Below are 25,511 nucleotides of genomic sequence, written 5' to 3'. Positions count from 1 at the left end.
GACAGGAACCGGATCGGCCCGGATCATGGCCGCCATGTGGCGGGAAATGATGAAGTCGAAGGTGCACCGGGCCAAGGTGACGCAGGCGGATCTGGACTACGTCGGGTCGTGCACGCTGGACGCGGCCCTGATGGAGGCGGCCGACCTGCTGCCCGGCGAGAAGGTGGACATCGTCGACATCACCAACGGTCAGCGGCTGTCGACGTACCTGATCGAAGGGCCGCGCGGGTCCGGGATCGTCGGCATCAACGGGGCCGCGGCGCACCTGATCCATCCGGGTGACCTGGTGATCCTGATCGCGTACGGGATGTTCGACACCGCCGAGGCGAAGGTTTTCGAGCCGAGCGTAGTCTTCGTGGACGAGGACAATGCGATCACCCGCGTCGGTTCCGACCCCGCCGAGGCGCTGCCGAACAGCGGCACGCTTCGCGGCGACGAACTGCACCCGTAGCCACGACCGGCGCCACCACCGCTGCGCCGAGAACAGGACTGGTCGACGATGACCGACACCACCGCGCCCGCCCCGCAGGACGCCCCTCAGGACGCTCCGAAGACGGCTTCGCACGACAACGAGCCGAGCGCGAAGCTGCGCGCGTTCATGAACTCCGGCTGGGCGGACTCCGAGCGGCAGGATCTGTCACTGAGCGACGTCGGCGTGTGGGCGGCGAAGCGCCGCGACGCGCTGTCGCAGGCGTTCCCAGGCGAGCGGCTCGTGATCCCGGCCGGCACCTACAAGGTCCGCTCGAACGACACCGACTACGTCTTCCGCCCGCACACCGACTACGTGTGGCTGACCGGCGACCAGACCTCCGACGCGGTGCTGGTCCTGGAGCCGAACGGCACCACCGGCCACGACTCGGTGCTGTACTTCCGTCCGCGCGCCGACCGCTCGCAGGGCGAGGAGTTCTGGCGCGACCGGATGTACGGCGAGCTGTGGGCCGGCCGGCGCCCGTCGCTGACCGAGACCGCCAAGGAGTTCGGGATCGAGACGCGGCACGTCGACCAGTTGGCCGACGCGCTGAAGAGCGACGTACCGACGCGGGTACGGCGGGACGAGGACCAGTCGATCGCTGCGCTGCTGAGCGGCGCCCGGACGGAACAGCTCAAGGACGGGGAGTTCGCGGCGACGCTGTCCGAGCTGCGGCTGGTCAAGGACGCGTACGAGCTCGAGCAGCTGCGCGACGCCGTCGCGATCACGCACCGCGGTTTCTCCGACGTACTCGCCGAGATGGACAAGGTCCGGCAGTACGGCGAACGCTGGATCGAGGGCACGTTCTGGCGCCGGGCCCGTGCCGAGGGCAACGACGTCGGCTACACGTCGATCGCCGCAGCCGGCCCGCACGCGACCACGCTGCACTGGATCGAGAACGACGGCCCGGTGAACGACGGCACGCTGATGCTGCTCGACATGGGCGTCGAGAACCGGCAGCTGTACACCGCGGACATCACCCGGACACTGCCCGTGAACGGTGAGTTCACGCCGCGCCAGCGCGACCTGTACCAGCTGGTGCTGGACGCGCAGAACGCCGGGATCGCGGCTCTCACGCCGGGTGCGACGTTCCGCGCCGGGCACGAGGCGGCGATGGAGGTCATCGTCCGCGGCCTGGACGCGATGGAGCTCCTGCCCGTGTCGGCCGAGGAGGCGCTCGACCCCGAGAGCCGCCTGTACCAGCGCTACACCCTGCACGGCGTCAGCCACATGCTCGGCCTCGACGTCCACGACTGCGCCGCGGCCCGCGACGAGAACTACCGCAAGGGCCCCGTCCAGCCCGGCTACGTCCTCACCGTCGAGCCCGGCCTGTACTTCCAGTCCGACGACCTCACCGTCCCCGAGGACCTCCGCGGCATCGGCATCCGCATCGAGGACGACATCCTCATCACCGACGGCACCCCGGAAAACCTCTCCGAAGCCATGCCCCGCACCATCGAGGGCATCCAGAACTGGATGTCCTCCTAGCCGACGCACTCGTGGCGTGAGTGTGGGGCGAACTCGCCGAGCTTGCCGGTCGTGAGGCGCATCCGGACCAGCATCTCGACCGTGGCGGTCGCCGAGGCCACGCCGTCGATCACACTCACCCCGAGCGCGGCCGACAGGTCGTGACACAAGTCGGCCATGCCCGCGCAGCCCAGCACGATGGCATCCGAGCCGTCGAGCGCGAGCGCATCCTCGCAGGCGCGGAGGATGGTGGCCCGGGCGTGCGGATCCGTTTCGAGGGCGAGGACCGGGATCTCGCACGCGTGGATCCCCCGGCACTGCCGCGCGACGCCGTACTCCTCGGCCAGGTCGTGCGCATGACCGACCGTCCGGGCCAGGGTGGTGACGACGCTGAACCCGCGGCCCAGGTACGACGCCGTACGCATGCCGGCCTCGGCGATGCCGACGACCGGCCCGCGGGCGAGCTCCCGCGCCGCCTTCAACCCCGGATCACCGAAGCACGCGATGACGTAGCCGTCGTACCCGGCCGACTCGCCGTCGGCGATCTCCTGGAGCAGGCCTGGTACGGCGAGTGCGTCGTCGACGTGACTCTCGATCGCGGCAGGCCCTTGGCGCGGATTCACCGCGTCGACGGTGACACCCGGACCGGCGACGGCCCGGGCACACTCGCCGATCATGGCGGTCATCGACGCGGTGGTGTTGGGGTTGATGACCTTGATGCGCATGAGTGTCACGCCACCTGCTCGGACTGCTCGGAAGCTACGCCGGCCCGCCTGGCGAGGATCGTGTAGACGGCGAAGCCGACGCCGCAGCCGATGAACCAGCTGTAGTCGCTGATCCAGAGCCCGTCGCCCACCCAGCGGGGCACGAGGACCGACGCGACCGAGACCACCCCGGCGGCGATCACAGACTGAACGGCAGAAGGGTTGTAGCCCTTGCGGTAGTAGTACGCGCCGTCCTTGTCGAGCGTGAACAGGTCGTCCACGACGACTTTCTGCCGGCGGATCAGGTAGAAGTCCGCGATCAGGATGCCGAACAGCGGGCCGATCAGCGCGCCGAGGATGCCCAGGGTGTAGTGGATCGCCGTGTCGTTGTTGTACCAGTTCCACGGCGTCAGGAGCACCGAGCCGACGGCCGCGATCATGCCGCCCATCCGCCAGCTGATCTTCTGCGGGCTGACGTGCGAGAAGTCGAACGCCGGCGAGATGAAGTTCGCGACGATGTTGATGCCCACGGTCGCGGTGACGAACGTCGCCGCGCCGAGAAGGATCGCGAACGTGTTGTCGATCCGCTCCACCGTCTTGATCGGGTCCGTCAGAAGTTCGCCGTACACCGGAACCGTGGCGCCCGCGGTCAGCACGGTCAGCAGCGAGAAGAAGATGAAGTTGATCGGCAGGCCCCAGAAGTTGCCCTTCCGGACGCTCTGGAAGCTGCGGCCGTAGCGGGCGAAGTCGCCGAAGTTCAGCATCGGGCCGGAGAAGTACGAGACGACCAGGGCGATCGCACTCAGCATCGTGCCGATCGTGGCCCACCCGGACAGGCTGTGGTTCGACAGGTTGAGATCGATGGTGAAGTCGGACTTGACCAGCAGGTAGGCGCAGAGCAGCAGCATCGTCACGTACACGGCCGGACCGGCCAGGTCGATGAACTTCCGGATGCTCTCCATCCCGCGCCAGAACAGGGCGGCCTGGGCGACCCACAGGATCGCGAAGCTGACATAGCCGAGCGCCGAAAGCCCCACGAAACCGTGCACATCGGCGTCCGCCCACGGGCCGAGGCCGGGCCAGAGCTTGAGGAAGACGATGTTCAGCGACTCGGCCGCCAGGAAGGTCTGAACGCCGTACCAGGCGACCGCGATCAGGCCGCGAATGATGGCCGGGATATTCGCGCCCAGGACGCCGAAGGAGACCCGGCTGATCACCGGATACGGAACGCCCGCGAGCTGGCTCGGTTTTGCGACCAGGTTGCAGAAGAATTGCACGATGCAGATTCCGGCGATCAGGCAGACGAATACCTGCCAGCTGGTCAGGCCGAGCGCGAACAAACTGCCCGCGGTGAGATAACCGCCGACGCTGTGCACGTCGGACATCCAGAACGCGAAGATGTTGTAACTGCGCCAGGTCTGCTCCTTCAGTGGCGCGAGGTCCTGGTTCGTCAGCCGCGGATGGTAGTCGCGCTGCGCGACACTCGGCTCCGACGGATAGCCGGCCGCTTCGACGATGTCACCGGGCGCGCGGGGTTCGGTCACCATGCTGTACTCCTCCGGCCTGGGCCGCGGGCGGATCGCGCGACCAGTGAACCGAAGCTAGGAATAACGTGTTTCGCGGAATGACGTCCATGGTGAACGGCCGGTTTCCGTTCAAATATAGGAAAAGCGGCGCAAATATAGGAAACCGGGATCAGGCCGGGTCGGCGAAGCATTCCGGGTCGTCGGCGAACTCCGAGATCGCGCTCTTCAGATGCGCATAGTGGCGCTCCGACTCGGCGATCAGCGTCTCGGTGTCACGGGCGACATACGCCGCGATCAGCCGCTCGTGGTCCGCGTGGAAACCTGCCCGCTCGTGCTCCCGGACCCGCGACATCGGCCGGGCCGGCTCAGTGATGTTCCACGCGGTCTCGTACATCCGGATCAGCCGGTGCATCCCCGACGGCTCGATCAGCGCGAAGTGGAAGCGCCGGGTCGCGGCGGCGTACTCACGGTCACCCGCGGCACCCGCATCGGCCAGTGATCCGTGGGCGTCCCGGATCCGGTCGTGATCAACGGACGTCGCATTGACAGTCGCCGCACGCAGCGCCGCGGACTCGAGCGCCTGACGTACGTCGTACAGCTCGCGGAACTCCAGGAACGTCAGCTTCGCCACCCGGTACCCGACGTGCGGGCGATGCTCGACCAGCCCTTCCCCGAACAAGGTCTTCAGCGCCTCACGCACCGGAATGGCACTGACCCCGAAGAACGCCGCCACCTCGTCGATCGGCACCGACGTCCCCGGCGGCTGATCGCCGGTCAGAATCGCATGCCGCAGATCACTCTCGACCAGCGGCATCTCCCCCGCCGCAGCGGCAGTCCGCACCAGCCGAGACGTAAAATCCGACGATCGACGCATCCCCGGACGATAAGCCGCCCCCATTCCACCTGTCGAGCAAGTGGAACAAGCCGCCCCGCACGGGTGCGGGGCGGCTTCGTGCTACCAGATGCGGACGCGGTCCTCTGGGGAGAGCCACATGCTGTCGGTTTCTGTTGTTTTGTAGGTGTTGTGGAATTCGTCGATGTTCTTGACGACCGCGTTGCAGCGGAACTCGGGGGGTGAGTGGGGGTCGATGGTGAGGCGGCGGGCGGCTTCTTCGGGGCGGGTCTTGGTGGCCCAGGCGTGGGCCCAGGCGGCGAAGAAGCGTTCGCTGCCGGACTTGTCGTCGGAGTCGGCGCCGTCCAGGGACAACTGGTAGGCGACGTACGCGATCGACAGGCCGCCGAGGTCGCCGATGTTCTCGCCGAGGGTGAGTTTGCCGTTGACGTTCTGGCCGGGGGTTTCGGCCGGCTCCAGCGCGTCGTACTGCGCGACGAGTTTGTCGGTGCGCTGCTCGAAGGCGGCGCGGTCCGCGTCGGTCCACCAGTCGTTCAGGTTGCCGTCGGCGTCGTACCGCGAGCCCTGGTCGTCGAAGCCGTGGCCGATCTCGTGGCCGATGACCGCGCCGATCGCGCCGTAGTTGGTGGCGTCGTCGGCGACCAGGTCGAAGAACGGCGGCTGCAGGATGCCGGCCGGGAAGACGATCTCGTTCATCCGCGGGTTGTAGTACGCGTTGACCGTCTGCGGCGTCATCCGCCACTCGTTCCGGTCGACCGGCTTGCCGAGTTTGGCGAGGTCCCGCGCGGTCTCCACCGCGACCGAGCGGCGGACGTTGCCGAACAGGTCGGCCGGGTCGATCTCGAGCGCCGAGTAGTCCTTCCACTCGTCCGGGTAGCCGATCTTCGGGACGAAGGTGCCGAGCTTCTCGAGCGCCCGCTGCCGGGTGTCCGGGCCCATCCAGTCCAGCGCCTCGATCCGCTGCCGGTAGGCGGCGACCAGGTTCTGCACGAGCTCGACCATGCGGGCCTTGGCGTCCGGCGGGAAGTGCTCGGCGACGTACAGCTTGCCGAGGGCCTCGCCGAGCGCCTGCTCGACCGCGCCGACGGCCCGCTTCCAGCGCTCGCGCAGCTCGGGCGCACCGGTCAGGGTCTTGCCGTAGAACGCGAAGTTCTCGTTGACGAACGCCTGGCTCAGCAGCGGCGCGGCGCTGTGCACGACCCGCCAGGCCAGCCACTCCTTCCACCGATCGACGTCGACCTCCTGCAGCGCGGCCGCGGCCGCGGTCAGGAAGTCCGGCTCGCGGACGACGACCTCCGCGAACGCGCTCTCCGGCACGCCGGCACCGGTCAGCCACGTCGCCCAGTCGAACGCAGGCGTCAGCTCCTCGAGCCCCGCCCGGTCGAGCTTGTTGTAGGTGAGCTGGACGTCGCGCTCCTTCACCCGGTCCCAGTGCGCGCCGGCGATCCGGGTCTCCAGCTCCATGATCCGCTCGGCGGCGGCGGTCGCGTCCGACAGCCCGGCGAGCTCCAGCATCGTCGCCACGTGGGCGACGTACGCCGTCCGGATCTCGGCGAAGCTGTCCTCGCGGTAGTAGGACTCGTCGGGCAGGCTGAGGCCGCCCTGGGTCAGGTGGACGATGTTCTCGTCGGACTTCTTCGCGTCGGCGTCGACCCAGTAGTGGAAGACCCCCGGCACGCCCTGCAGCTCGAGCTGCCCGAGGACGGACACCAGCCCGGTCACGTCCGTCACGGACGCGACCAGGGCGAGCTGCTCGGCGATCGGCTCCGCGCCCAGCCGCTCGATCGTCTCGGTGTCCAGGAAGCTGGCGTAGAGGTCGGCGATCTTCCGCGGCTCGCTGCCTTCCGGATGCCCGGCCGCGACGGTCTTCTCGACGATCGCGCGGACGTCCTGCTCGGCGGTGTCCCAGAGCGCGTGGAACGCGCCGTGGATCGCCTTGTCCGCGGGAATCTCGTGCTCCGCCAGCCACGTCCCGTTCACGAACCGGTACAGATCGTCCTGTGGGCGAACCGCCGCCGAGTCGTCGATTCCTGCTGTCATCCCTGACCCCTTGTCCCAAGTCGAGTTGCTGCCAGCGAACATACCCGGTTCGCGAATCCGCCGGTTTGAACTATCCACAGGGCGATGACGTTCTCCCGGGTAAAGACCCGGATCAGGAGGACCCCGCCATGTCACACCTCGTCCGCCGCCGCACTGCCCTCGCCGGTGTGCCCGCCCTAATGCTGGGCCTGGCGAGCACACAGGCAGCGAACGCCGCGCCGGCCACGTTCCCCACCAAGTTCAGCCTGCCGAACGGATTCCAGCCGGAAGGCATCGCGATCGCCCGCGGTACGGCGTACTTCGGTTCCCGCGCCGACGGGGACATCTACGCCGCCGACCTGCGCACCGGCCGGGGCAAGGTGATCAGCCAGGGCCCGGGCACCGGCTCGCTCGGGATGAAGGTCGACCGGTTCGGCCGCCTGTTCGTCGCCGGAGCCGCCGGCGGGAACGGCCGGGTGATCGATACCCGCACCGGCAAGGTCCTGGCGAGCTTCACGTTCACCAACGCGACGCCGACCTTCGTGAACGACGTCATCCTCGCCAAGGACGGCGCGTACTTCACCGACTCGCAGCAGCCCGTCTTCTACCGGGTCGCCGGCCCGAAGCCCGAGACGATTCCGCTCACCGGCGACTACCAGCACCTGCCCGGCAACAACGCGAACGGCATCTCGCTGACCCCGGACGGCCGCGCGCTGATCATTGTCCAGTCGTCGACCGGCTTCCTGCTTCGGGTCGACCCGCGGAGCGGTGTGGCCCGGCGGATCGACATCGGCGACGTGCTGATGACCAACGGCGACGGCCTGCTCCTGCTCGGCCGCACGCTGTACGTCGTCCAGAACCGCCTGAACAAGATCGCGGTGCTCAAGCTGAACCACACCGGCACGAAGGGCGAGGTGGTCGGCGAACTGACCAGCCCGGACTTCGACGTACCGACGACCGCCGCAGCCTTCGGCAACCGCCTCTACCTGCCGAACGCCCGCTTCACTACGTCACCGACCCCCACCACGGAGTACTGGGTCACAGCAGTCGAACGCTGAACCGTTCCCGGTTGCCACCGGCCGTCCTACGGTGTGCCGAAGGGGAGGAAACATGAACATCCGTCGTGTCATGGCCGTTCTCGGCCTGCCCATCCTGCTGATGGGCCTCGTCTCCACGTCGGCGGCCGGTGCACCCGGGCACGCCGTCAAGCAGGTGTTCCCGGCGCAGATTGACCTGCCGGACGGATTCCAGCCGGAGGGCATCGCGATCAGCGGCAGTACGGCGTACTTCGGTTCGCTGGCCGACGGCGACATCTACGCCGCCGCGCTGCGCACCGGACGCGGAAAGGTGATCAGCCAGGGACCCGGTACGCCGTCGGTCGGCCTGAAGGCAGACGACCGTGGGCGGCTGTGGATCGCCGGCGGCTCGAGCGGTACGGCGCGCGTCGTCGACACCCGTACCGGGAAGATCCTGAAGAGCTACCCGCTGACCGCGGAGCCGGCGACGTTCGTGAACGACGTGGTGCTGAGCAAGACCAGCGCGTGGTTCACGGACTCCAGCCGGCCCGTCGTCTACCAGGTGCCGATCGGCCGCCACGGCAAACTGCTGAACCAGGTGCGGACGGTGCCGCTGACCGGCGACTACGTGCACGATCCGACCGGGTTCAACGGCAACGGCCTCACGCTGACGCCGGACGGTCGCGCGGTGATCATCGTGCAGTCGTCGACCGGGTTCCTGTTCAGGGTCGATCCGCGGACCGGCGTCACGAAGCGCGTCGACCTCGGCGGCACGCTGATGACGAACGGCGACGGCATGCTGCTGCTCGGCCGCACGCTGTACGTCGTGCAGAACTTCTCCAACCAGGTCGCGGTGGTGCACCTCAACCGGGCCGGGACGACGGGCACGCAGACCCGGACCATCACCGATCCGGGCTTCGACATCCCGACGACCGCCGCCGCGTTCGGGCACCGGCTCTACCTGGCCAATGCCCGATTCAGCACTCCGCCGACCGCGACAACGCCCTACTGGGCAACGGCCGTTCGCCGCTGAGGGTCAGCGGACGGTGCGGAGGTCGCCTCGGGCTGCAGCCTTGAGGCGGCTTCCGCACGACAGGCGCACGGAGTAGCCGGCCGGGATGTTCAGCGGCTCGCCGGTCTGCGGGTTGCGGCCGGTGCGCGGGGCGCGCATGACCCGCTCGATGCTGAGCAGGCCGGTCAGCGACACCTTGTCGCCGCGCTGCACGGCCTCGGTGACGACGTCGCCCAGCGCGTCGATGACCTTCTCGGCCTGGCCTCGCGGGATACCCGCCTTCTGCGCCACGCCGGCGATCAGTTCGTTCCGGTTCACGGCTCTCCTCGGACTCGGTTCAACCTTCCGATCCGCACCTTAACCGAAATGATTGTCGTTAGCGAGAAGCATCCAAATACCGGTCACAAACCGTCCCGGTCGTGCCAGTGGTTCTGCCAGCGGTCGTCGATCGCGTCGTCGGCGCGCTGGTAGCGGATGTCGGTCGACAGGCGCAGCTCCGTCGACACGTTGTCGAGCGCCGCATGGACGGTGTGCGCGGTGTGTATGACGACGTCTCCGGCCGCGTAGTCCGTGACCAGCCAGTTGGCGTCGTACTGCGTCGCCAGAGCGGGTAGGTCCGCGGTGATGGATGCCGCAGGGCGCTTCAGGCGGCCGGCAGCCTCCTCCTCGAGCACCCTGTGGTGGCTGCCCTCCAGGTAGGTCAGTCCGCCGCGGCTGACCGGGCAGTCGCCCAGTGGGATCCACGCGGACAGCACCTGGTCGCTGCCGCCGCGCAGGTACACGAGGTCGTAGTGCGCCTGCGTCGCCGTACCGATGCCGTTCTCACCCGGCGCTGTCTGCCGGATGATCTTCCGCCGGTGCAGGAACGGCTCACCACCGAGGAACCACTCGAACCAGCCCTTCAACGCCGGCTGTGCACAGAAGGCCGCGTACTCGGCCCCCGGCACGATCTCCTCGAACAGGACCTTCCGGTACGACGCTCGGTCCGCAACAGCCCCAGTCAGCCCGAAGTAGTACTCCCGGAACGCCAGCACCACCGCAGGGTCCAGCAGACCGGTCAGGAACAGGTACCCGTCCCGCTGCAACCGTGCACGCAACTGCCCCCGATCACCCCGCTCCGACTCAGGCACCGGGACCAGTTCACCCAACCGCTGCTCATCGAGCACGTATCCGTTAGACGTCAGCACACCTCCATTCCACCGGCGTACGGCGCTCAGCGGAATGGACACCCGCGCCAGCTTCTTGGACTCTTGTACCGTGCAGAACTGGTCGATCTACCTGACACCAGGCGCTGTCGAGAGCCAACTTGGACTCTTCTGTCTCGGCGCCGGCGAACAGACGCACGCCGCCAAGCCAGCACCGGACCGTGCACTCGGCTGTCACGCCCTCGTCTGGCTGAGAGAAGGACACGGCCACCTGCTACACGGTCCAGACCGTCAACTGCACGAGGTACGCGCACCTGCGATGCTCTGGCTCTTCCCCGGCGTTCTGCACGGCTACCGCCCCGCAACACGCTGGCGTCAGGCCTGGACCCTGTTCAGCGGACCCGCGACCGCAGCACTCACCTCGCTCGGCCACCTCGATCCCAGCCAACCAGTCCGCCGGTACGGCGACCCACGTGCGATCGACCGCGCGTTCACTCGCCTGCTCCGCATCAGCACGCAGCACAACGCCGTACAGCTCACGGGAGCGCTCTACGACCTGATCGGTCAGGCTGGAACGAGTTCCGGTGACGGAGTCGCCGCACGGCTCGCTGAGCTCGCGTGTACGCCGATGAGCATTCAGGACTACGCCAGTGAGCTAGGACTCAGCGTGAACGAGCTGCGCGACGCAGTACGCCGTACGACGGGCTCAACCCCACATGAGCTCCTTCTGAGCACCAGACTCAGCTCTGCAAAGGTTTTGCTCGCCGAGGAGGACCTGTCCGTGGCCGCGGTCGCACGGAGAGTCGGATACGACGACCCGGCGTACTTCAGCCGCTTGTTCGCCGCCAGAGTTGGGATGTCGCCGGTCGCGTTCCGGCGATCTGGTTCGATCTCAGGACGGATTTCCTCCCTTTGAAGGACGCGCCATCGACTTTCCGACGTGTAAAACCATTCACTGGGGTGACGTGCTCGAGGGCCGGTCACCGATACGGTCATGGCTATGAGTGAAACGCAGCCCATCGACCCGCGACAGGCGAACCCGGCGCGACGCCCGACGAAGAAGCGCCGCAACTGGTTCCTCCGGACCGTCGGACTGATCGTCCTGCTGATCGTTGCGATGCTGATCGCGGTCCCGCTCTACGCCTGGAGCCGGATCGACAAGCTCGACGCGATGCCCACCGGCGAGCGGCCGGCCGAGACCCCCGGTACGACGTACCTGATGGTCGGCTCGGACGCCCGCGAGGACCTCAGCCGGGCCGAGCGTGCCCGGCTGCACACCGGCGGCGACGCCGGCCCGCCGCGGACCGACTCGATCATGCTGATGCACGTCCCGAAGTCCGGGCCGACGGTGCTGATCAGCATCCCCCGCGACAGCGCGGTGAACATCCCCGGCGTCGAGGGCAAGCAGAAGATCAACGCCGCCTTCAACAAGGGTCCGGCGTCGCTGATCCAGACGATCGAGAGCAACACCGGGCTGCGCATCGACCACTACGTCGAGGTCGGCTTCGGCGGTTTCGCCAGCGTCATCGACAGCGTCGGCGGAATCAACATGTGTTTGCCCAAGGCAATGAAGGACAAGGACGCGCACATCGACCTGCCGGCCGGCTGCCAGGAGCTCGACGGCGTCAACGCCCTCGGCTACGTGCGGTCCCGGAAGGCCGACGGCAAGAACGACTTCGGCCGGACCGAGCGGCAGCGGCAGATGGTCGGCGCCGTCGCGAAGAAGGCGGCCTCGCCGTCGACGTTCCTGAACCCGGTGCGGTACTACAACGTCGCGACCAAGGGCGTCGACGCGCTGACCGTCGACAAGGACATGAGCCTGTTCGACTTCATCAAGTTCGCCCGCGGCATGCAGGCGATCTCCGGCAGCAGCGGCGTCGCGCTCAGCGTGCCGACCAGCGACGACAACTTCCAGCTCTGCTGCAACCGCGGTGACGCCGTGAAGTGGGACAACGCCAAGGCGAAGGCGCTCTTCAATGCGCTCAAGGAAGACAACACCAGCGGCCTGAAGAGCAGTTGACCGTCCTCGTCCACGCGGTGGTGAGCCTGGGGATGCTCATCGTCGTACCCCTCGGACTCACTCTCCTGCCGACGCGAACCACCAGCAACCGCTGGTGGTTCGCGTTCGCCGTTCCTGGTGCGGTGGCTCTGTGGCTCCCACGCGGTCCAGTGTCGATCGTGCTCGCGTCGGTCTACTTCGCCGGCACGCTTGTCCTCATCGCACTGGCTGCACGGCATTTCTTCCAGCACAGGACCATCAGCACGCGACAGGTCGCGCTCTACACCGCACTGGTCACACCGTCGATCGCAGCGCTCGCACTGGTCGCCGAGCGTTCGTCGTACGAGCTGTTCGGCTTCAATCTGACCGTGCTGTCGCTGACGGTCGCCCACTTCCATTTCGCGGGCTTCGCGGCCGCACTGATGGCGTACCTCACTGCGGACGGCCTAGCTGCGGTCAGCGTCCCTCTGGGTACTGCGATCGTTCTGCTCGGGTTCTTCCTCGGTGACCCGGTGGAGCTCGCAGGAGCCCTCGTACTAACCACAGGTATGTGGCTGGTCGGCTGGAACCTATGGAAGCGCTCGCGGCGGGCGGACCGGACTACGGCGATCCTGTTGATGGTGTCCGGTTCCGTGCTTGTGCTGACGATGCTGCTCGCGCTCAGCTGGGCACTGGGACATGTGGTGGACACGCCGTACCTACCGTTGGAGTGGATGGTTGCCACGCACGGTGTGGCGAATGCGGTTGGCTTTGGCTTGTGCGGCGTACTGGCGATGCGACGGGAAGGAGCCCGATGAAGCTGGAAGACCTGGCGGGGTTGCGGTTCACGTACGACGAGGTCGGGTGCACGCAGTACGACGACACGCCCGAGGGCTACCACCGGCTGGAGTACCGGGAGCGGATCGGCGACGGGGACGAGGTGTTCCAGCGGGCTGCTGACGCGTTGATGACGTGGCGCATGCACCGCGCGGCCGGCATACCGGTGACTGCGACCGCCACACCACCGCAGGTCGGCACCGACTCACTGGGCCGCCTCGGACTCGGCATGCTGATCCGTCGCTTCCGAACACAGGGAGGGCTTCCGGTCCCGTGCCGGGTCGTCTGGGTCGTCAACGAACCGGACCGCGTCGGCTTCGCGTACGGCACCTTGGCAGGCCACCCCGAGGCCGGCGAGGAGTCCTTCCTCATCACCCGCGACCCGGACGGCGTTCACGCCACCATCCGCGCGTACAGCCGCGCTGCCACCTGGTACACCCGCCTGGCCGGCCCCATCACCCGCAGAGCCCAGCACTACGCCGCCACCCGCTACGCCGCAGCCCTCCGCCGCCTCGCCGGCTAGGGCATAGCAAAGGCCCCGCGAGCTCATACCTCCGCGGGGCCGCGACCTTTGTACCGTCTCCAGCCACACCAGCGCTTGAGCGACACGCGAACAACCGGCGACAACCCGGGGTGCACTGCGAGCCGCAGTGCTGGGAGACTGTGGCGGGTGAGTCCTAAGACGTTGTCGGATCTGGTGGCGCCGGACTGGGCTGAGGCGTTGGCTCCGGTCGAAAGCACTGTGACGCAGATGGGTGAGTTCCTGCGCGGGGAGATCACCGCAGGCCGGGCCTATCTGCCTGCCGGGGAGAACGTGCTGCGGGCGTTCCACCGGCCGCTGCAACAGGTGAAGGTGCTCGTAGTCGGGCAGGACCCGTATCCGACACCGGGCCACCCGGTCGGACTCAGTTTCTCGGTGGCCCCCGACGTACGGCCGATTCCACGCAGCCTCGCGAACATCTACCGCGAACTGATGGCGGACGTCGGCGTACCGGCGCCGTCCAACGGAGACCTCACCCCGTGGGCCGACCAGGGCGTACTGATGCTCAACAGAGTGCTGACCGTACAGCCGGGCAAGTCCGGCGCGCACCGGGGCAAGGGCTGGGAGACCGTCACCGAGCAGGCGATCCACGCGCTGGTGAACCGCGGCGGCCCGCTGGTCGCGATCCTGTGGGGCCGCGACGCCCAGACGCTCAAGCCGATGCTGGGCAGCACGCCGTACGTCGAGAGCGCGCACCCGAGCCCGATGTCGGCCGACCGCGGCTTCTTCGGCTCCCGCCCGTTCAGCCGCGTCAACGCCCTCCTCGCCGAGCAGGGCGCCGAGCCAGTCGACTGGCGCCTCCCCTAACCACTTCTCGGCTCTTCTGTCCGATGTGTGGGTGATGATTGCCCGGTCCGGAGCCGTGAGACAGGTAGCGGTGGGTGGGGACCTCGTATTGCCTGTCTCCTGCCGCCATTTCCTGTCCCCAGACCCGGCAGCCCCGCTCCGCCGTACACCACGAGCGATGGCAGTTGCGGGCTGGTCGACTGTGAGGGTCTGGTCTGTGGGCGCGCACTTGTCTCCTAGGCCCACGCCGATCGCGCCGCTGCCTGCGAGCCGGACGCCGACCAGAAGGCGAGCGGATATCCCTTCGCGTGTGGGGTTCTCTGCTGATATGCGAGGGGAGAACCCTGAACGCGAGGGGTTATCCGTTCCTGTTGCGCGATGCGGTCGCGTGCCTACCGGCCCGGCGGTGGGTTGGGACAGGTTGTGGTCGGTGAGGACTTGGTATTTCAGGTCTCACGTCACGAGTTCCTGTCTCATGCCACCAGATTCCCCCGCCACCGCGCTCCGGTCAGCCGACCCAGCCCAACCACCCATACATGTGTCACAGTGGCCCTCTTTCCAGCGGTACGACGACGCGCCGGGACCTCACGGTCACGGCGCGTTGTCGTGTTTCCGAAAGATTTGTTCGAATGATGCATTGCAGGATCGTTCAACAATCTCCTATGGTGAGCGGAATCGCCCTGTCCCTCCGGGAGGAACCATGTGGGTTCTGCTCGCTATCGCGGTCGTGGTCGTCGGGTTCGCCCTCCGGATCAACTCGATGCTGGTCGTCACGGCGGCCGGGATCGTGGCCGGCCTGATCGGCGGACTGTCTCCGGTCAAGATCCTGAACGCGTTCGGCGACGGCTTCGCCGGCAGCCGGTCCGTCACCGTCTTCATCGTCACGTTGCCCGTCATCGGGCTGATCGAGCGCTACGGCCTGCAACACCAGGCCCGCAAGCTGATCAGCAAGCTCACGGTCGTCACCACCGGCCGCTTGCTGGCCATCTACCTGCTGATCCGGCAAGGCACCGCAGCCCTCGGCCTGACCAGCATCGGCGGGCCCGCACAGGCGGTCCGGCCGCTCATCCACCCGATGGCCGCCGGCGCCGCGGAACGCCGCTACGGCAAACTCCCGGAGAAGATCCAGGAGAAGATCAAGGGCTTCGCGGCCAGCGCCGACACGATCGGGTTGTTCTTCGGTGAGGACATCTTCGTCGCGATCGGCTCGATCCTGCTGATCACCGGCTTCGTCGACACGACGTACGGCCTGCACCTGGAAGCGATCGACATCGCGCTCTGGGCGATCCCGACCGGGATCTGCGCGCTGCTCATCCACGGCACCCGGCTGCTGCTCCTCGATCGCCAGCTGGACAAGCTCGCGGCCGAGGACAAGGCCGCGGCGAAGGAGGCCGCGCGATGATCAAGGTCGAATGGTTCTACTGGCTGTGCGGCATCTTCTTCGTCCTGATCGCGCTGCAGGTGCTCAACGATCGCAGCAACCCGAAGCGGGTCGGCAGCGCGGCGTTCTGGGGCATCCTCGGGGTCTCGTTCGGCTACGGCACGTTCGTGGTGAACAAGCAGGCGCCGTCCTGGCTGCTCGGTATCGCGGTGATCGGCCTGGCGGTCCTGGCCGGCTCGGGCTTCCCGGGCAAGGGCGAGGAGCGTACGACGACCCCGGCCGAGCGCGTGCACTTCGCCGACCGGTTCGGCAACAAGTTGTTCCTGCCGGCGTTGGTGATCCCGGTGGTCGCGGCGCTCTTCGGGGCCTGGCTGGCCAAGGTGAAGCTCGGCGACGGCAAGCTGCTGCTGCAGACCGGATCCGCGACGATCATCGGCCTCGGCGTCGCGTCGATCCTCGCGCTGATCCTCGGCATGGTGCTGTTCAGGCCGAAGTCTCCGGCGGTGCCGCTGCACGAGGGGCGTCGCCTGCTCGAGCACATCGGCTGGGCGGCGATCCTGCCGCAGATGCTGGCCACGCTCGGCCTGCTGTTCAACGCCTCCGGGGTCGGCAAGGCGGTCGGACGCGTCACCGATCATCTGGTCCCGAAGGGCTCGCTGATCGCCGCGGTCGCCCTGTACTGCATCGGTATGGCGATCTTCACGATCATCATGGGCAACGCGTTCGCCGCGTTCCCGGTGATGACGGCCGCGGTCGGCTGGCCGCTGCTGGTGCAGCAGTTCGACGGCACCCCGGCAGTCGTGTTCGCGGTCGGCATGCTGGCCGGCTTCTGCGGCACCTTGTGTACGCCGATGGCGGCCAACTTCAACCTGGTGCCGGCAGCGCTGTTGCAGATGAAGGACCAGTACGGGCCGATCAAGGCGCAGATCCCGACCGCGATCCCGCTGCTGGGCTGCAACATCGTCATCATGTATTTCTTCGCGTTCTAGCCGATCGACAGGGAGTTTCATGAAGTACGCCGCCGCCTGGGCAGACATCGCCTGCGAGGTGCTCGAGACGCCGTACCCGTACGGCACGGCCCACGCGTCGAAGGGCCCGGACGACGTCGACGTGACCCCGGATCGCCTGCACCCGACGTTCCACGGGTCCTACGACTGGCACTCCAGCGCACACATGCAGTGGTCCCTGGTCCGGTTGCTGACACTGGCGCCGGACCAGGTCGGCCGCCGCCCGATCGAGGTGCTCGACCAGCGCCTCACGTCCGACGCGATCGCGACCGAGGCCGCGTACCTGCGCGAGCGGCCGTCGTACGAACGCCCGTACGGCTGGGCCTGGGCGGCGATGCTGGTCGCCGCCACCCGCAAGACCCAGTGGGCAGACGCACTCACTCCGCTCGGCGATGTCATCGCGGACCTCGTCCTCGCCTGGTTGCCGAAGCAGGCGTACCCGGTGCGACACGGCGTACACCTCAACTCCGCGTTCGCTCTCGCCTTGCTCCACGAGGCGTACGGCGAACTGGGTCGCACGGATGTGGTGGAGGCGATCCGAGCTCGCGCGCTGCAGTGGTTCGGCAACGACACGGCGTACGACACCCGGTTCGAGCCGTCGGGGACCGACTTCTTGTCACCCGCGCTGTCCGAGGCGGAGTTGATGCGGCGGGTGCTGCCGGACGCCGAGTTCGTGCAGTGGCTGTCCGCGTTCCTCCCCGGACTGGGTGGCGACGCGCATCAGCATCTGCTCGAGGTGCCGGTGACGGATGACTCCGGTGACGGGCAGTTGGCACACCTGTCCGGGCTGGCGTTGTCACGGGCGTGGCAGCTGCGGACGATCGCGCCGGCGCTGCCGGACGTTGCCGACGTACTGCGTGCTGGTGCGGACCGTCAGGTCGACGCGGTGCTGCCGACGGTCACCGACGGAGACTTCATGTCGACGCACTGGCTCGTGTCGTTCGCTCTCCTGGCTGACCAGGCGTAGACGTACCGGTCCAGCTACGCCAGAGCTGCGCATAACGACCACCGCTTGCCAGCAACGCCTCATGCGTCCCTGACTCGGCCACTCGCCCATGGTCGAGTACGACGATCCGGTCCGCCTGCTCAGCTTGAGTCAATCGATGTGCGACGACCAGTGTGGTCCGTCCGGCCGTAGCCGCCGCACTGGCACGCTCCAGCTCACGCGCACCGGCACTGCCCGCCTCGGCCGTCGCCTCATCCAGTACGGCGACCGGCGGGTCAGCGAGCACCAGCCTGGCAAAGGCAAGCTGCTGTGCCTGTGCACCTGTCAACGGATGGCCGCTCTCCCCCACAACCGTGTCCAAGCCGTCAGGCAGCGCACGCACCCAGGAGGATGCACCGACCCGATCAAGTGCAGCTCCTACTTCCTCAGCTGTTGAAGCGGGTCGTGCCAGTTGCACGTCCTCCATGAGCGTTCCGGAGAAGACGTGCACCTCCTGGCTGAGCAGGGCGACCTGGGTACGCGTCCTGTCCTCGCCCAGATCGCGCACGTCGACCCCGCCGAGCTTCACAACACCGGACGACGGCGCGAGAACACCAGCCGCGATCGCAGCCAACGTGGTCTTGCCGGCACCACTCGCGCCGACCAGTGCGACCCGTTCACCTGGCTCGAGTCGCAGTGAGACTTCAGTGAGGACCTCAGGACCGTCGTAGTGGTGACCGATCGCCTGCAGTTCCAGCGAAGCGTCAGCGGGGTCTGGGCTCGCAGGCGGCTCCGGAGCCGGCTCGATCTCCAGTACGCCGGCCAGCCGGGACATCCCGGCCGCCGCCGTCTGGATCTGGTCGAACTCCATCAGTACGACGTTCACCGGGTTGAACAACCGGTGGAAGTACAAAGCTGCCGCCGTCACGGCACCCACGCTCACCGAGTCCTCCCGTACGAGAAAGAACCCGGTGACCAGGATCGCCGTCAGCCCGGTGAACTCGGCATGGTTGATCCGCGACGAGAAGAAGCTGAACAAGCGGAACACCGTGATCGAGATGTCCCGCGCCGTACCGGACGTCTCCCCGATCTTCGCCAGCTGCCGGTCCTCCAGCCGGTACGCCCGGACTGTCGCGCTGCCCCGCAGCGACGCGATGATCGCCTCGGACCGCTCGCCCATCGCCACACGTTCCTGCTTGTAGTACGGCGCCGACCGCCGCAGGTACCACCGCAGCGCCAGGTAGTACATGGGTACGGCGAGCAGACCGGCCAGCCCGAGCCGCCAGTCGAGCGCGAACATCCCGGCGACGGTCAGCAGGATCGTCAACGCCGCACCGAGCACCGACGGCCCGACCTCGGTCAGCGCTGCCGCCACCGACGCCACGTCGTCGCCGACTCGCGAGAGCAGGTCACCGGTCCGCACCTTCTCCAGCACCGGCGCGGGCAGCTGCAGCACCCGGTCGAGGACCTGCTCGCGGATCCGCGCCAGCACGGTCTCACCGACCCGCGCGACCAGCGTCACGCCGAGAGCCGTCAGTACGCCGGCCAGCACCGCCGCCAGCCCGATCAGCACCACGACCCGCACAATGGCCGACTTGTCGCCGATATTGTCGATCAGCACACCAAGAGCCCACGGCGCGACCAGACCAGCCGCACTTGCACCTGTGATCACCAAGGCCGCAACAATCGAGAGCCCCGGCAGCCTCCGGAGCTCTCGCCACAGAACGACCCATGTCGCGCGCGGGCCCGCGATCGGCAGCAGGTTCATCGCAGCACCGCCTCCTGGTAGGCCGGGTCCGACGCGGCCAGTTCCGAGTGGATGCCCTCAGCAACCACCGACCCGTCAGCGACCACCACAACCCGGTCCATCTTTCCCAGCAGTGCTGGACTGCTCGTCAACACCAGCGTGGTCCGGCCAGCTCGCTCCTCGGCAAGCCCCTCCGCCAGCAACTCCTCGGTCACCGCGTCCACCGCGGTACTCGGATCGTGCAGCACCAGCAGCGGTGGCTCAGCCAGCAGCGCACGCGCCAGTCCGAGACGCTGACGCTGGCCGCCGGACAACGTCTGTCCCCTGTCCGCCAACGGCCGGTCGAGTTCTTCGATCAGGTCAGCAGCACCAGCAGCCGTCATCACGCGCTCCAGCCCCGCGTCTACCAGGAGGTTGCTGCGCAGCGTTCCTTCGAACAGGTCTGTCTCGTGCCGCTCCAGCAACACGGTCCGGCGTACCGCATCAACGTCCAGCTCTTCAAGGCGAGTACCGCCGACCAGTACGGAGCCAGTGTGCTCAGGGGCGCGGCCGGCGATGACGGTCAGCAGGGCGTCGGCATCACGCGGGTCGTAGCAGAGCACTCCGACGGACTCGCCTGGCCGGAGTACGAGGGTCAGCGACGACAGAGTCCCGTGTGAAACGCCTTCCACTGCGAGGAGAGGTTGGGTTGAGTCGATGGTCGTCGAGGTGCCGGTGGTTGTCAGTGGGGGTGCCGAGAGGACCGAGGCGAGTCGCGAGGCCGAGGCGCGGGACATGGCGAGCACCTGGCTCGCGTACCCGAGTGTCCCGACCGGCTCGGCGACGAACTGCGCCAGCCCGACCACCGTGATCAGTTCGCCGATGGTGATCCGTCCGTTCAACGCGAACCAGCCGGACACACCAGCAACAGCAGCCAGCAGCAGACCGCTCAGTGCGGTCGTCACACCGTCCTGTAGCCCATTCGTCGACGCAGCGCGCAGTGTGGCCCGCAGTGTCGCTTCACTCGACCGCCGGTACCGCGCGGCCGCGTTGTGCTGCGCTCCGATCCCCCGCAACGTCCGCAGCCCACTGACCAGGTCCGTCGCCAGTGCTGTCGTCTGAGCGACTGCCTCCTGCTGGCTCGACGTACGACGTGTCAGCAACGGCGACAGCGCCTGAATCCCCAGCACCAGCAGCGGTACGCCGATCAGCACGCCGAGCCCCAGCGGTACGTCGACCAACAGCAACGACACCGACGACACGATCAACGCCGTACATGCCGCCGCTCCCATCGAGACGGACCGCATGACGAGCGCAGCCTTCTCGGCGTCCGAGGTGGCGATAGACAACAGCTCCCCCGAACGCAGTCCGGTCCGGTGACCACGGGGATCCAGCACTCGCTGCGCGATCTCCAGCCGGAGCAGGTGCGTCTCGTGCTCGATCGCCCACACCACCTGTCGCGCACCGGTCTTCCAGGCGTTCGACAGTACGGCGAACAGCACGACCATCATCAGTACGCACCACAGCAGCGGCTCGACCCGGCCGGTCGAGACCGCGCGGTCCACGAAGATCCCGATCGCGACCGGCACCGCCGCCTCGGTCGCCTGGTGCAACGACAACACCAGCACCCCCGCGACCATGCGGCCCCGATGCCGCCGAATCGCCCGCCTCAACAGCTCCCCAGTCGACATAGTTAGGCAACCCTAACCCACGGCAACGGATTGACACCTGTGGAAGTCCGCCGTACGGTCTCGCGTTAATAGGAAACTTTCCTAACAGTTCGTGGGATCAGCGCGGCGAGTACCCGCGGGCGGCGAAGGGAGGCAGGGTTGGCCCATGGCAACAACACCCGGAACGCCGCGCCTGCTGCGCGCGATGAACGACCGCGCCGCCCTGGACCTGCTGCTCAGCCAGGGCCCGCTCTCACGCACCACGCTGGGCAACCTGACCGGGCTGTCCAAGCCGACCGCGTCGCAGCTGCTCGCGCGGCTGGAGGCGGCCCGGCTGGTACGTCCGAGCGGTACCACCGCAGGACGCCCCGGCCCGAACGCGCAGCTGTACGAGATCAACGGCGGGATCGCGTACGTCGGCGGGCTGGACGTCACGCCAACGCGGATCCGTGCCGCAATCGCGGACCTGACCGGCAACGTGGTCGGCCACTACGAGTTGGCCACGCCGGGCCGCAGCGCCAAGGGCACGGTCGACCGTGTGGTCAAGGCGATCGAGGGCGCGGCCGGCGAGGCGGGCCTGAGCCGTGAACGCCTGCACCGGGTCTCGATCGGCACGCCTGGCGGCTTCGACCCGACGACCGGCCGGCTGCGGTACGCGACGCACCTGCCTGGTTGGCACGCCCCGCACCTGCTCGAGGAGCTGGCCGCGGCGATCGCCGTACCGCTGGAGGTCGAGAACGATGTCAACCTGGCCGCGATCGCTGAGCAGCAGGTCGGCCACGCCCAGCAGCACGACAACTTCGTGCTGCTCTGGGGCGAGGAAGGCATCGGCGCCGCGATCGTCATCAACGGCCGGCTGCACCGCGGCGCGACCGGCGGCGCCGGCGAGGTCGCGTTCCTGCCACTTCCGGGTACGCCGCTGGTCCGCAACGTCGGCCGCAACAACGCCGGCGGTTTCCAGGAACTCGCCGGCGGCGAACCGGTCCTGGAGCTCGCCCGCGAGCACGGTCTGAAAGCCCGTACGCCGGAGGCCGCGATCGCGATCGCCCTGCAGACCGAGGGCGCCGGCGACGCCGTACTGAACGAGTTCGCGCACCGGCTCGCGGTCGGTCTGGCCGCGATCGTCGCGGTCGTCGACCCGGAGCTGATCGTGCTGGCCGGCGGCGTCATCACCGCAGGCGGCGAACGCCTGCGCGGTCTGGTCCAGGACGAGCTGGCCGATCTCGCCGTACCGCGGCCGCAGCTGTTGATGACCGCGATCAGCATCGACCCCGTGCTCTCCGGAGCACTGCAGTCCGCCCTGAGCACCACCCGCGACGAGGTCTTCGACACGGCGGGTCCACCAATTACCTAGTAGGAGCAGGCAGCGTGAAACTCACAGTCGTTGGTGGCGGGTCCACCTACACGCCCGAACTGGTCGACGGATTCGCTCGGCTGCGGGACACGTTGCCGGTGTCGGAGCTGGTGCTCGTAGACCCGGTCGCCGACCGGCTCGAGCTGGTCGGCGGTCTGGCGCGGCGCATCTTCGCCAACCAAGGGCATGCCGGCCGGGTGATCACCACGTCCGACCTGGACGCGGGGATCGATGGCGCGGACGCCGTACTGCTGCAGCTGCGCGTCGGTGGGCAGGCTGCACGCAACGAGGACGAGACGTGGCCGCTGGAGTGCGGTTGCGTCGGCCAGGAGACCACGGGTGCGGGCGGTCTCGCGAAGGCCCTGCGGACGGTACCTGTCGTGCTGGACATCGCCGAGCGAGTACGGCGTACCAACCCGGACGCGTGGATCATCGACTTCACCAACCCGGTCGGGATCGTGACGCGGGCCCTGCTGTCCCACGGGCACAAGGCGGTCGGGCTGTGCAACGTGGCCATCGGGTTCCAGCGCCGGTTCGCCGCGCTGCTGGGAGTCACGCCGGAGGAGGTGTCGCTCGACCACGTCGGGCTGAACCACCTCACCTGGGAGCGCGCGGTCCGCGTCAACGGTGAGGACGTCCTGCCGCAGTTGCTTTCCAAGCACCTGGGCGAGCTGTCGGATGACCTGCACCTTCCGCCGGACCTGGTGCAACAGCTGGGCGTTGTCCCGTCGTACTACCTGCGCTACTACTACGCACACGACGCCGTGGTGCAGGAGCTGCTCACAAAGCCGTCCCGAGCCGCTGAGGTCGCTGCACTCGAGAAGGAGCTGCTGGACATGTACGCCGACCCGCAGCTCGACGAGAAGCCCGCACTGCTCGAAAAGCGCGGCGGCGCGTACTACTCGGAGGCGGCCGTCGCACTCGCATCGTCTCTGCTCAACGACACTGGCGACGTACAGGTCGTCAACACTCTCAACAACGGCACCTTCCCATTCTTGCCCGATGACGCTGTCATTGAAGTACCGGCCACGGTCAACGCACAGGGCACGAAGCCGGAGCCCGTGTCCCCACTGGAGCCCTTGTACGCCGGACTGGTCGCACACGTCACGGCGTACGAGGACCTGGCGTTGGAGGCTGCCGTGAAGGGTGAGTCCGAGCGTGTGTTCCAAGCTCTGCTGGCGCATCCACTGGTCGGGCAGATCTCCATCGCACAGGAGCTGACGGACAAGCTGCTGGCGCACAACAAGGACTACCTCCCGTGGGCGCGCTAGTCCCAGGCGGTGTTCTCGCCTTCGACGCAGGCAACAGCAAGACCGACGTCGCTCTCGTCGCAGCCGACGGGACAGTACTCGGTACGGCGCGTGGCGGCGGCTTCGAACCGCAGCGGATCGGCGCCGCGGCCGCTGTGGACGAACTGGAGCCACTGGTCCGTGCTGCGGCGGCCGCGGCGGGTCTACGCGTCGGCGACGTACCACTGGTGCAGCAGATCTCGGCGTGCCTGGCCAACGCCGACCTGCCCATCGAGGTCGAGCAACTGACCGCCACCTTCGAGGACCGCGGCTGGGCCGAGTCGGTGTACGTCACCAACGACACCTTCGCCCTACTGCGCTCCGGGGTGGACGAGCCGCGCGGTGTCGCGGTCGTGTGCGGAGCGGGCATCAACTGCTCCGGAATGCTTCCGGACGGGCGGACCGCGCGCTTCCCGGCACTGGGCAAGCTGACCGGCGACTGGGGCGGTGGAGCGCAACTGGCCGAGGAGGCGTTCTGGACGGCGTCGCGAGCTGACGACGGTCGTGGTCCGGCCACCGCACTGCTCACCGCACTGCCGATGCACTACGGGATGCCGTCGCTGACTGCGGTGATCGAGGCGTTCCACTTCGGCGAGCTTCCGGCCGAGCGCCAGCTGGAGGCCGCGCCGGTGCTGTTCCAGGTCGCGGCCGCCGGCGACATCGTTGCCCTGGGCATCATTCAGCAGCAGGCCGAGGAGATCGTCGCGATGGCCGCGAGTGCGTTGCGGCGGCTCGACCTGCTCGGCGAGCGGGTCACCGTGGTCCTCGGCGGCGGCGTGCTGACGGCGGGCCACTCGGTCCTTCTCGAGCGAGTCACGAAGCTGCTCGCCGACGTTGCCCCGAAGGCGATCCCGCGCGTGGTCGACGTACCGCCGGTGGTCGGTGCGGCTCTGCTCGGTCTTGATCACACCGCTGCCGGAGCGAGCGCTCAGGAACGGCTACGCGCCGCGTTCGCACCGCCACCGGCTGCTTGATATTGCAGACCTGTTTCATTGGAAACCGATGCAAACTCCCGAGTGCGGTGCGGCGTCCCACTAGCAGGACCACATCCACTCGGGAGGTCGATGATGATTCGCAGGATCATTGGTCTAGGCAGTACGACAGCACTCGCGGTCACCGCACCGCTGCTTCTCACCGGCGCCGCGCCGGCCAACGCCGGCACCACCAGCGCCACCGCCAGTTGCAGCAAGCTGGCGTCCGCAACAAACGTCTCGGCGGCGACGTACGCCGACCGACTCGTCCGCGCGTGGGGCAGCGGCGCAACCGCGACCGCCAACTGTTACGCGTCGACGGCGACCGCGCGCACGCTCTACGGACAGGCTCTGCCAGGTGGGATCCACTGGCGGCGCGTCTCCACCGAAGGCGCTGCTGGGACGATCTACGTGACGTACCACGACGACGCACGCGGCGGGAACCTCACGATCGGCGTACAGAACGTCGGCCTGCGCGCGGCAGGCGGCTGGCACGCGGCGTACATCGCGAAGTTCAGCGGCGAACCGAAGGCGTGGAACGCGGTGCAGTGGTCGGACAACCTCGTCCGGGCCTGGGGACGCGGCGACGCGAAGTGGACGGCGTACTACGCCACACCGACCGCCGTACGCGAGCTGCACAAGGTCGCCGCGAAGGGCGGACCTCACTGGACCCGTATCGCGACTGAAGGCGCGGCGGGTACGACGTATGTGACCTATCGGAACGACGTCACCCGGCACACGCTGGTGATCGGGGTGTCGAACATGGGCCTGTCGCAGGGCGACGCGCACGTGGCGTACACGGTCCAGTACCACTAGTTCCTTGAGCTCGACCTGT

24 protein-coding genes are annotated in these 25,511 nt (G+C 67.9%); 16 read left to right on the top strand and 8 right to left on the bottom strand.

Translation table 11 applies throughout. The features are described from left to right. The first annotated feature begins 34 nt into the window (after positions 1 to 34). Both panD and OHB24_RS17630 read left to right on the top strand, forming a co-directional pair. Positions 35 to 451 (top strand): aspartate 1-decarboxylase, encoded by a 417-nt coding sequence (panD, locus tag OHB24_RS17635; protein WP_327640126.1) that lies wholly within the window; start codon positions 35 to 37, stop codon positions 449 to 451. Between the two features lie 48 nt (positions 452 to 499). After that, positions 500 to 1,957, top strand: a complete 1,458-nt coding sequence (locus OHB24_RS17630) for an aminopeptidase P family protein (RefSeq protein WP_327640125.1) — start codon at positions 500 to 502, stop codon at positions 1,955 to 1,957. Here OHB24_RS17630 and OHB24_RS17625 read toward each other — a convergent pair. From OHB24_RS17625 to OHB24_RS17610, 4 genes are all read right to left on the bottom strand, one after another. Further along, a complete protein-coding gene (locus OHB24_RS17625; RefSeq protein WP_327641079.1) occupies positions 1,954 to 2,661 on the bottom strand; it encodes an aspartate/glutamate racemase family protein in 708 nt (235 codons plus the stop codon). The two genes, OHB24_RS17630 and OHB24_RS17625, sit on opposite strands and share 4 nt — an antisense overlap. A gap of 5 nt (positions 2,662 to 2,666) precedes the next feature. Beyond that, on the bottom strand, positions 2,667 to 4,187 hold the full coding sequence (locus OHB24_RS17620) for an NCS1 family nucleobase:cation symporter-1 (RefSeq protein ID WP_327640124.1): 1,521 nt from the start codon (positions 4,185 to 4,187) through the stop codon (positions 2,667 to 2,669). A 148-nt stretch (positions 4,188 to 4,335) separates the two neighbouring features. Continuing rightward, positions 4,336 to 5,007, bottom strand: coding sequence for a GntR family transcriptional regulator (locus tag OHB24_RS17615; protein WP_327640123.1), 672 nt, complete (start codon positions 5,005 to 5,007; stop codon positions 4,336 to 4,338). A gap of 114 nt (positions 5,008 to 5,121) precedes the next feature. Further along, positions 5,122 to 7,059 carry a M13 family metallopeptidase gene (locus OHB24_RS17610; RefSeq protein ID WP_327640122.1) on the bottom strand — a complete coding sequence of 646 codons (1,938 nt, stop codon included), beginning with the start codon at positions 7,057 to 7,059 and terminating at the stop codon, positions 5,122 to 5,124. Positions 7,060 to 7,187: 128 nt separating this feature from the next. Between OHB24_RS17610 and OHB24_RS17605 the strand changes: the two genes are divergently transcribed. Both OHB24_RS17605 and OHB24_RS17600 read left to right on the top strand, forming a co-directional pair. Beyond that, positions 7,188 to 8,096 (top strand): SMP-30/gluconolactonase/LRE family protein, encoded by a 909-nt coding sequence (locus tag OHB24_RS17605; RefSeq protein ID WP_327640121.1) that lies wholly within the window; start codon positions 7,188 to 7,190, stop codon positions 8,094 to 8,096. A 52-nt stretch (positions 8,097 to 8,148) separates the two neighbouring features. Then, on the top strand, positions 8,149 to 9,087 hold the full coding sequence (locus tag OHB24_RS17600) for an SMP-30/gluconolactonase/LRE family protein (protein ID WP_327640120.1): 939 nt from the start codon (positions 8,149 to 8,151) through the stop codon (positions 9,085 to 9,087). Between the two features lie 3 nt (positions 9,088 to 9,090). On the opposite strand, the gene OHB24_RS17595 is transcribed toward OHB24_RS17600, so the two are convergent. Together OHB24_RS17595 and OHB24_RS17590 are read right to left on the bottom strand one after the other, a co-directional pair. Then, the gene (locus OHB24_RS17595) at positions 9,091 to 9,384 is read right to left on the bottom strand and encodes an HU family DNA-binding protein (RefSeq protein ID WP_130383055.1); all 294 of its coding nucleotides are present in this window, start codon (positions 9,382 to 9,384) and stop codon (positions 9,091 to 9,093) included. An 83-nt stretch (positions 9,385 to 9,467) separates the two neighbouring features. Further along, the gene (locus OHB24_RS17590) at positions 9,468 to 10,253 is read right to left on the bottom strand and encodes a phytanoyl-CoA dioxygenase family protein (protein WP_327640119.1); all 786 of its coding nucleotides are present in this window, start codon (positions 10,251 to 10,253) and stop codon (positions 9,468 to 9,470) included. Positions 10,254 to 10,323: 70 nt separating this feature from the next. On the opposite strand from OHB24_RS17590, the gene OHB24_RS17585 reads away from it, so the two are divergent. From OHB24_RS17585 to OHB24_RS17550, 8 genes are all read left to right on the top strand, one after another. Then, positions 10,324 to 11,127 carry a helix-turn-helix domain-containing protein gene (locus OHB24_RS17585; RefSeq protein ID WP_327640118.1) on the top strand — a complete coding sequence of 268 codons (804 nt, stop codon included), beginning with the start codon at positions 10,324 to 10,326 and terminating at the stop codon, positions 11,125 to 11,127. An 84-nt stretch (positions 11,128 to 11,211) separates the two neighbouring features. After that, positions 11,212 to 12,231 (top strand): LCP family protein, encoded by a 1,020-nt coding sequence (locus OHB24_RS17580; protein ID WP_327640117.1) that lies wholly within the window; start codon positions 11,212 to 11,214, stop codon positions 12,229 to 12,231. Then, positions 12,228 to 13,007, top strand: a complete 780-nt coding sequence (locus tag OHB24_RS17575) for a YndJ family protein (protein WP_327640116.1) — start codon at positions 12,228 to 12,230, stop codon at positions 13,005 to 13,007. Before OHB24_RS17580 ends, OHB24_RS17575 begins: the two co-directional genes overlap by 4 nt. Then, positions 13,004 to 13,549: a DUF1990 family protein gene (locus tag OHB24_RS17570; RefSeq protein ID WP_327640115.1), complete on the top strand. Its 546-nt coding sequence runs from the start codon at positions 13,004 to 13,006 to the stop codon at positions 13,547 to 13,549. Before OHB24_RS17575 ends, OHB24_RS17570 begins: the two co-directional genes overlap by 4 nt. 147 nt (positions 13,550 to 13,696) lie before the next feature. Continuing rightward, complete coding sequence (locus tag OHB24_RS17565) at positions 13,697 to 14,374, top strand: uracil-DNA glycosylase (protein WP_327640114.1); 678 nt, start codon at positions 13,697 to 13,699, stop codon at positions 14,372 to 14,374. Positions 14,375 to 15,053: 679 nt separating this feature from the next. Next, positions 15,054 to 15,755 (top strand): DUF969 domain-containing protein, encoded by a 702-nt coding sequence (locus OHB24_RS17560; protein WP_327640113.1) that lies wholly within the window; start codon positions 15,054 to 15,056, stop codon positions 15,753 to 15,755. Continuing rightward, the gene (locus OHB24_RS17555) at positions 15,752 to 16,723 is read left to right on the top strand and encodes a DUF979 domain-containing protein (protein WP_327640112.1); all 972 of its coding nucleotides are present in this window, start codon (positions 15,752 to 15,754) and stop codon (positions 16,721 to 16,723) included. The genes OHB24_RS17560 and OHB24_RS17555 overlap by 4 nt, the downstream gene beginning before the upstream one ends. A gap of 19 nt (positions 16,724 to 16,742) precedes the next feature. Beyond that, entirely contained in the window at positions 16,743 to 17,708 is a 966-nt protein-coding gene (locus OHB24_RS17550; protein ID WP_327640111.1) for a DUF2891 domain-containing protein, read from the top strand. Here OHB24_RS17550 and OHB24_RS17545 read toward each other — a convergent pair. Continuing rightward, entirely contained in the window at positions 17,656 to 19,434 is a 1,779-nt protein-coding gene (locus tag OHB24_RS17545; protein ID WP_327640110.1) for an ABC transporter ATP-binding protein, read from the bottom strand. The two genes, OHB24_RS17550 and OHB24_RS17545, sit on opposite strands and share 53 nt — an antisense overlap. Next, entirely contained in the window at positions 19,431 to 21,083 is a 1,653-nt protein-coding gene (locus OHB24_RS17540) for an ABC transporter ATP-binding protein (RefSeq protein WP_327640109.1), read from the bottom strand. Before OHB24_RS17540 ends, OHB24_RS17545 begins: the two co-directional genes overlap by 4 nt. A 145-nt stretch (positions 21,084 to 21,228) precedes the next feature. Between OHB24_RS17540 and OHB24_RS17535 the strand changes: the two genes are divergently transcribed. The 4 genes from OHB24_RS17535 to OHB24_RS17520 all read left to right on the top strand — a co-directional run bounded on the left by OHB24_RS17535 (position 21,229) and on the right by OHB24_RS17520 (position 25,492). After that, entirely contained in the window at positions 21,229 to 22,416 is a 1,188-nt protein-coding gene (locus OHB24_RS17535; protein WP_327640108.1) for an ROK family transcriptional regulator, read from the top strand. Between the two features lie 14 nt (positions 22,417 to 22,430). Beyond that, entirely contained in the window at positions 22,431 to 23,687 is a 1,257-nt protein-coding gene (locus OHB24_RS17530; RefSeq protein ID WP_327640107.1) for a 6-phospho-beta-glucosidase, read from the top strand. Then, positions 23,675 to 24,679 (top strand): N-acetylglucosamine kinase, encoded by a 1,005-nt coding sequence (locus tag OHB24_RS17525; RefSeq protein ID WP_327640106.1) that lies wholly within the window; start codon positions 23,675 to 23,677, stop codon positions 24,677 to 24,679. Before OHB24_RS17530 ends, OHB24_RS17525 begins: the two co-directional genes overlap by 13 nt. 90 nt (positions 24,680 to 24,769) lie before the next feature. Beyond that, complete coding sequence (locus OHB24_RS17520) at positions 24,770 to 25,492, top strand: hypothetical protein (protein ID WP_327640105.1); 723 nt, start codon at positions 24,770 to 24,772, stop codon at positions 25,490 to 25,492. Positions 25,493 to 25,511: the final 19 nt, after the last annotated feature.

This window comes from Kribbella sp. NBC_00482 (assembly GCF_036013725.1).
Classification (GTDB): Bacteria; Actinomycetota; Actinomycetes; order Propionibacteriales; family Kribbellaceae; genus Kribbella.
This window is presented reverse-complemented; position numbering and strand designations above follow the sequence as displayed.

Bases quoted from the DNA above. Each gene is read 5' to 3' on its own strand.
- OHB24_RS17600 (WP_327640120.1), top strand. From the start codon at position 8,149: ATGAACATCCGTCGTGTCATGGCCGTTCTCGGCCTGCCCATCCTGCTG.
- OHB24_RS17610 (WP_327640122.1), bottom strand. From the start codon at position 7,059: ATGACAGCAGGAATCGACGACTCGGCGGCGGTTCGCCCACAGGACGAT.
- OHB24_RS17625 (WP_327641079.1), bottom strand. From the start codon at position 2,661: ATGCGCATCAAGGTCATCAACCCCAACACCACCGCGTCGATGACCGCC.
- OHB24_RS17555 (WP_327640112.1), top strand. From the start codon at position 15,752: ATGATCAAGGTCGAATGGTTCTACTGGCTGTGCGGCATCTTCTTCGTC.
- OHB24_RS17630 (WP_327640125.1), top strand. From the start codon at position 500: ATGACCGACACCACCGCGCCCGCCCCGCAGGACGCCCCTCAGGACGCT.
- OHB24_RS17560 (WP_327640113.1), top strand. From the start codon at position 15,054: ATGTGGGTTCTGCTCGCTATCGCGGTCGTGGTCGTCGGGTTCGCCCTC.
- OHB24_RS17550 (WP_327640111.1), top strand. From the start codon at position 16,743: ATGAAGTACGCCGCCGCCTGGGCAGACATCGCCTGCGAGGTGCTCGAG.
- OHB24_RS17520 (WP_327640105.1), top strand. From the start codon at position 24,770: ATGATGATTCGCAGGATCATTGGTCTAGGCAGTACGACAGCACTCGCG.
- OHB24_RS17605 (WP_327640121.1), top strand. From the start codon at position 7,188: ATGTCACACCTCGTCCGCCGCCGCACTGCCCTCGCCGGTGTGCCCGCC.
- OHB24_RS17545 (WP_327640110.1), bottom strand. From the start codon at position 19,434: ATGAACCTGCTGCCGATCGCGGGCCCGCGCGCGACATGGGTCGTTCTG.
- OHB24_RS17570 (WP_327640115.1), top strand. From the start codon at position 13,004: ATGAAGCTGGAAGACCTGGCGGGGTTGCGGTTCACGTACGACGAGGTC.
- OHB24_RS17535 (WP_327640108.1), top strand. From the start codon at position 21,229: ATGGCAACAACACCCGGAACGCCGCGCCTGCTGCGCGCGATGAACGAC.
- OHB24_RS17620 (WP_327640124.1), bottom strand. From the start codon at position 4,187: ATGGTGACCGAACCCCGCGCGCCCGGTGACATCGTCGAAGCGGCCGGC.
- panD (WP_327640126.1), top strand. From the start codon at position 35: ATGTGGCGGGAAATGATGAAGTCGAAGGTGCACCGGGCCAAGGTGACG.
- OHB24_RS17540 (WP_327640109.1), bottom strand. From the start codon at position 21,083: ATGTCGACTGGGGAGCTGTTGAGGCGGGCGATTCGGCGGCATCGGGGC.
- OHB24_RS17580 (WP_327640117.1), top strand. From the start codon at position 11,212: ATGAGTGAAACGCAGCCCATCGACCCGCGACAGGCGAACCCGGCGCGA.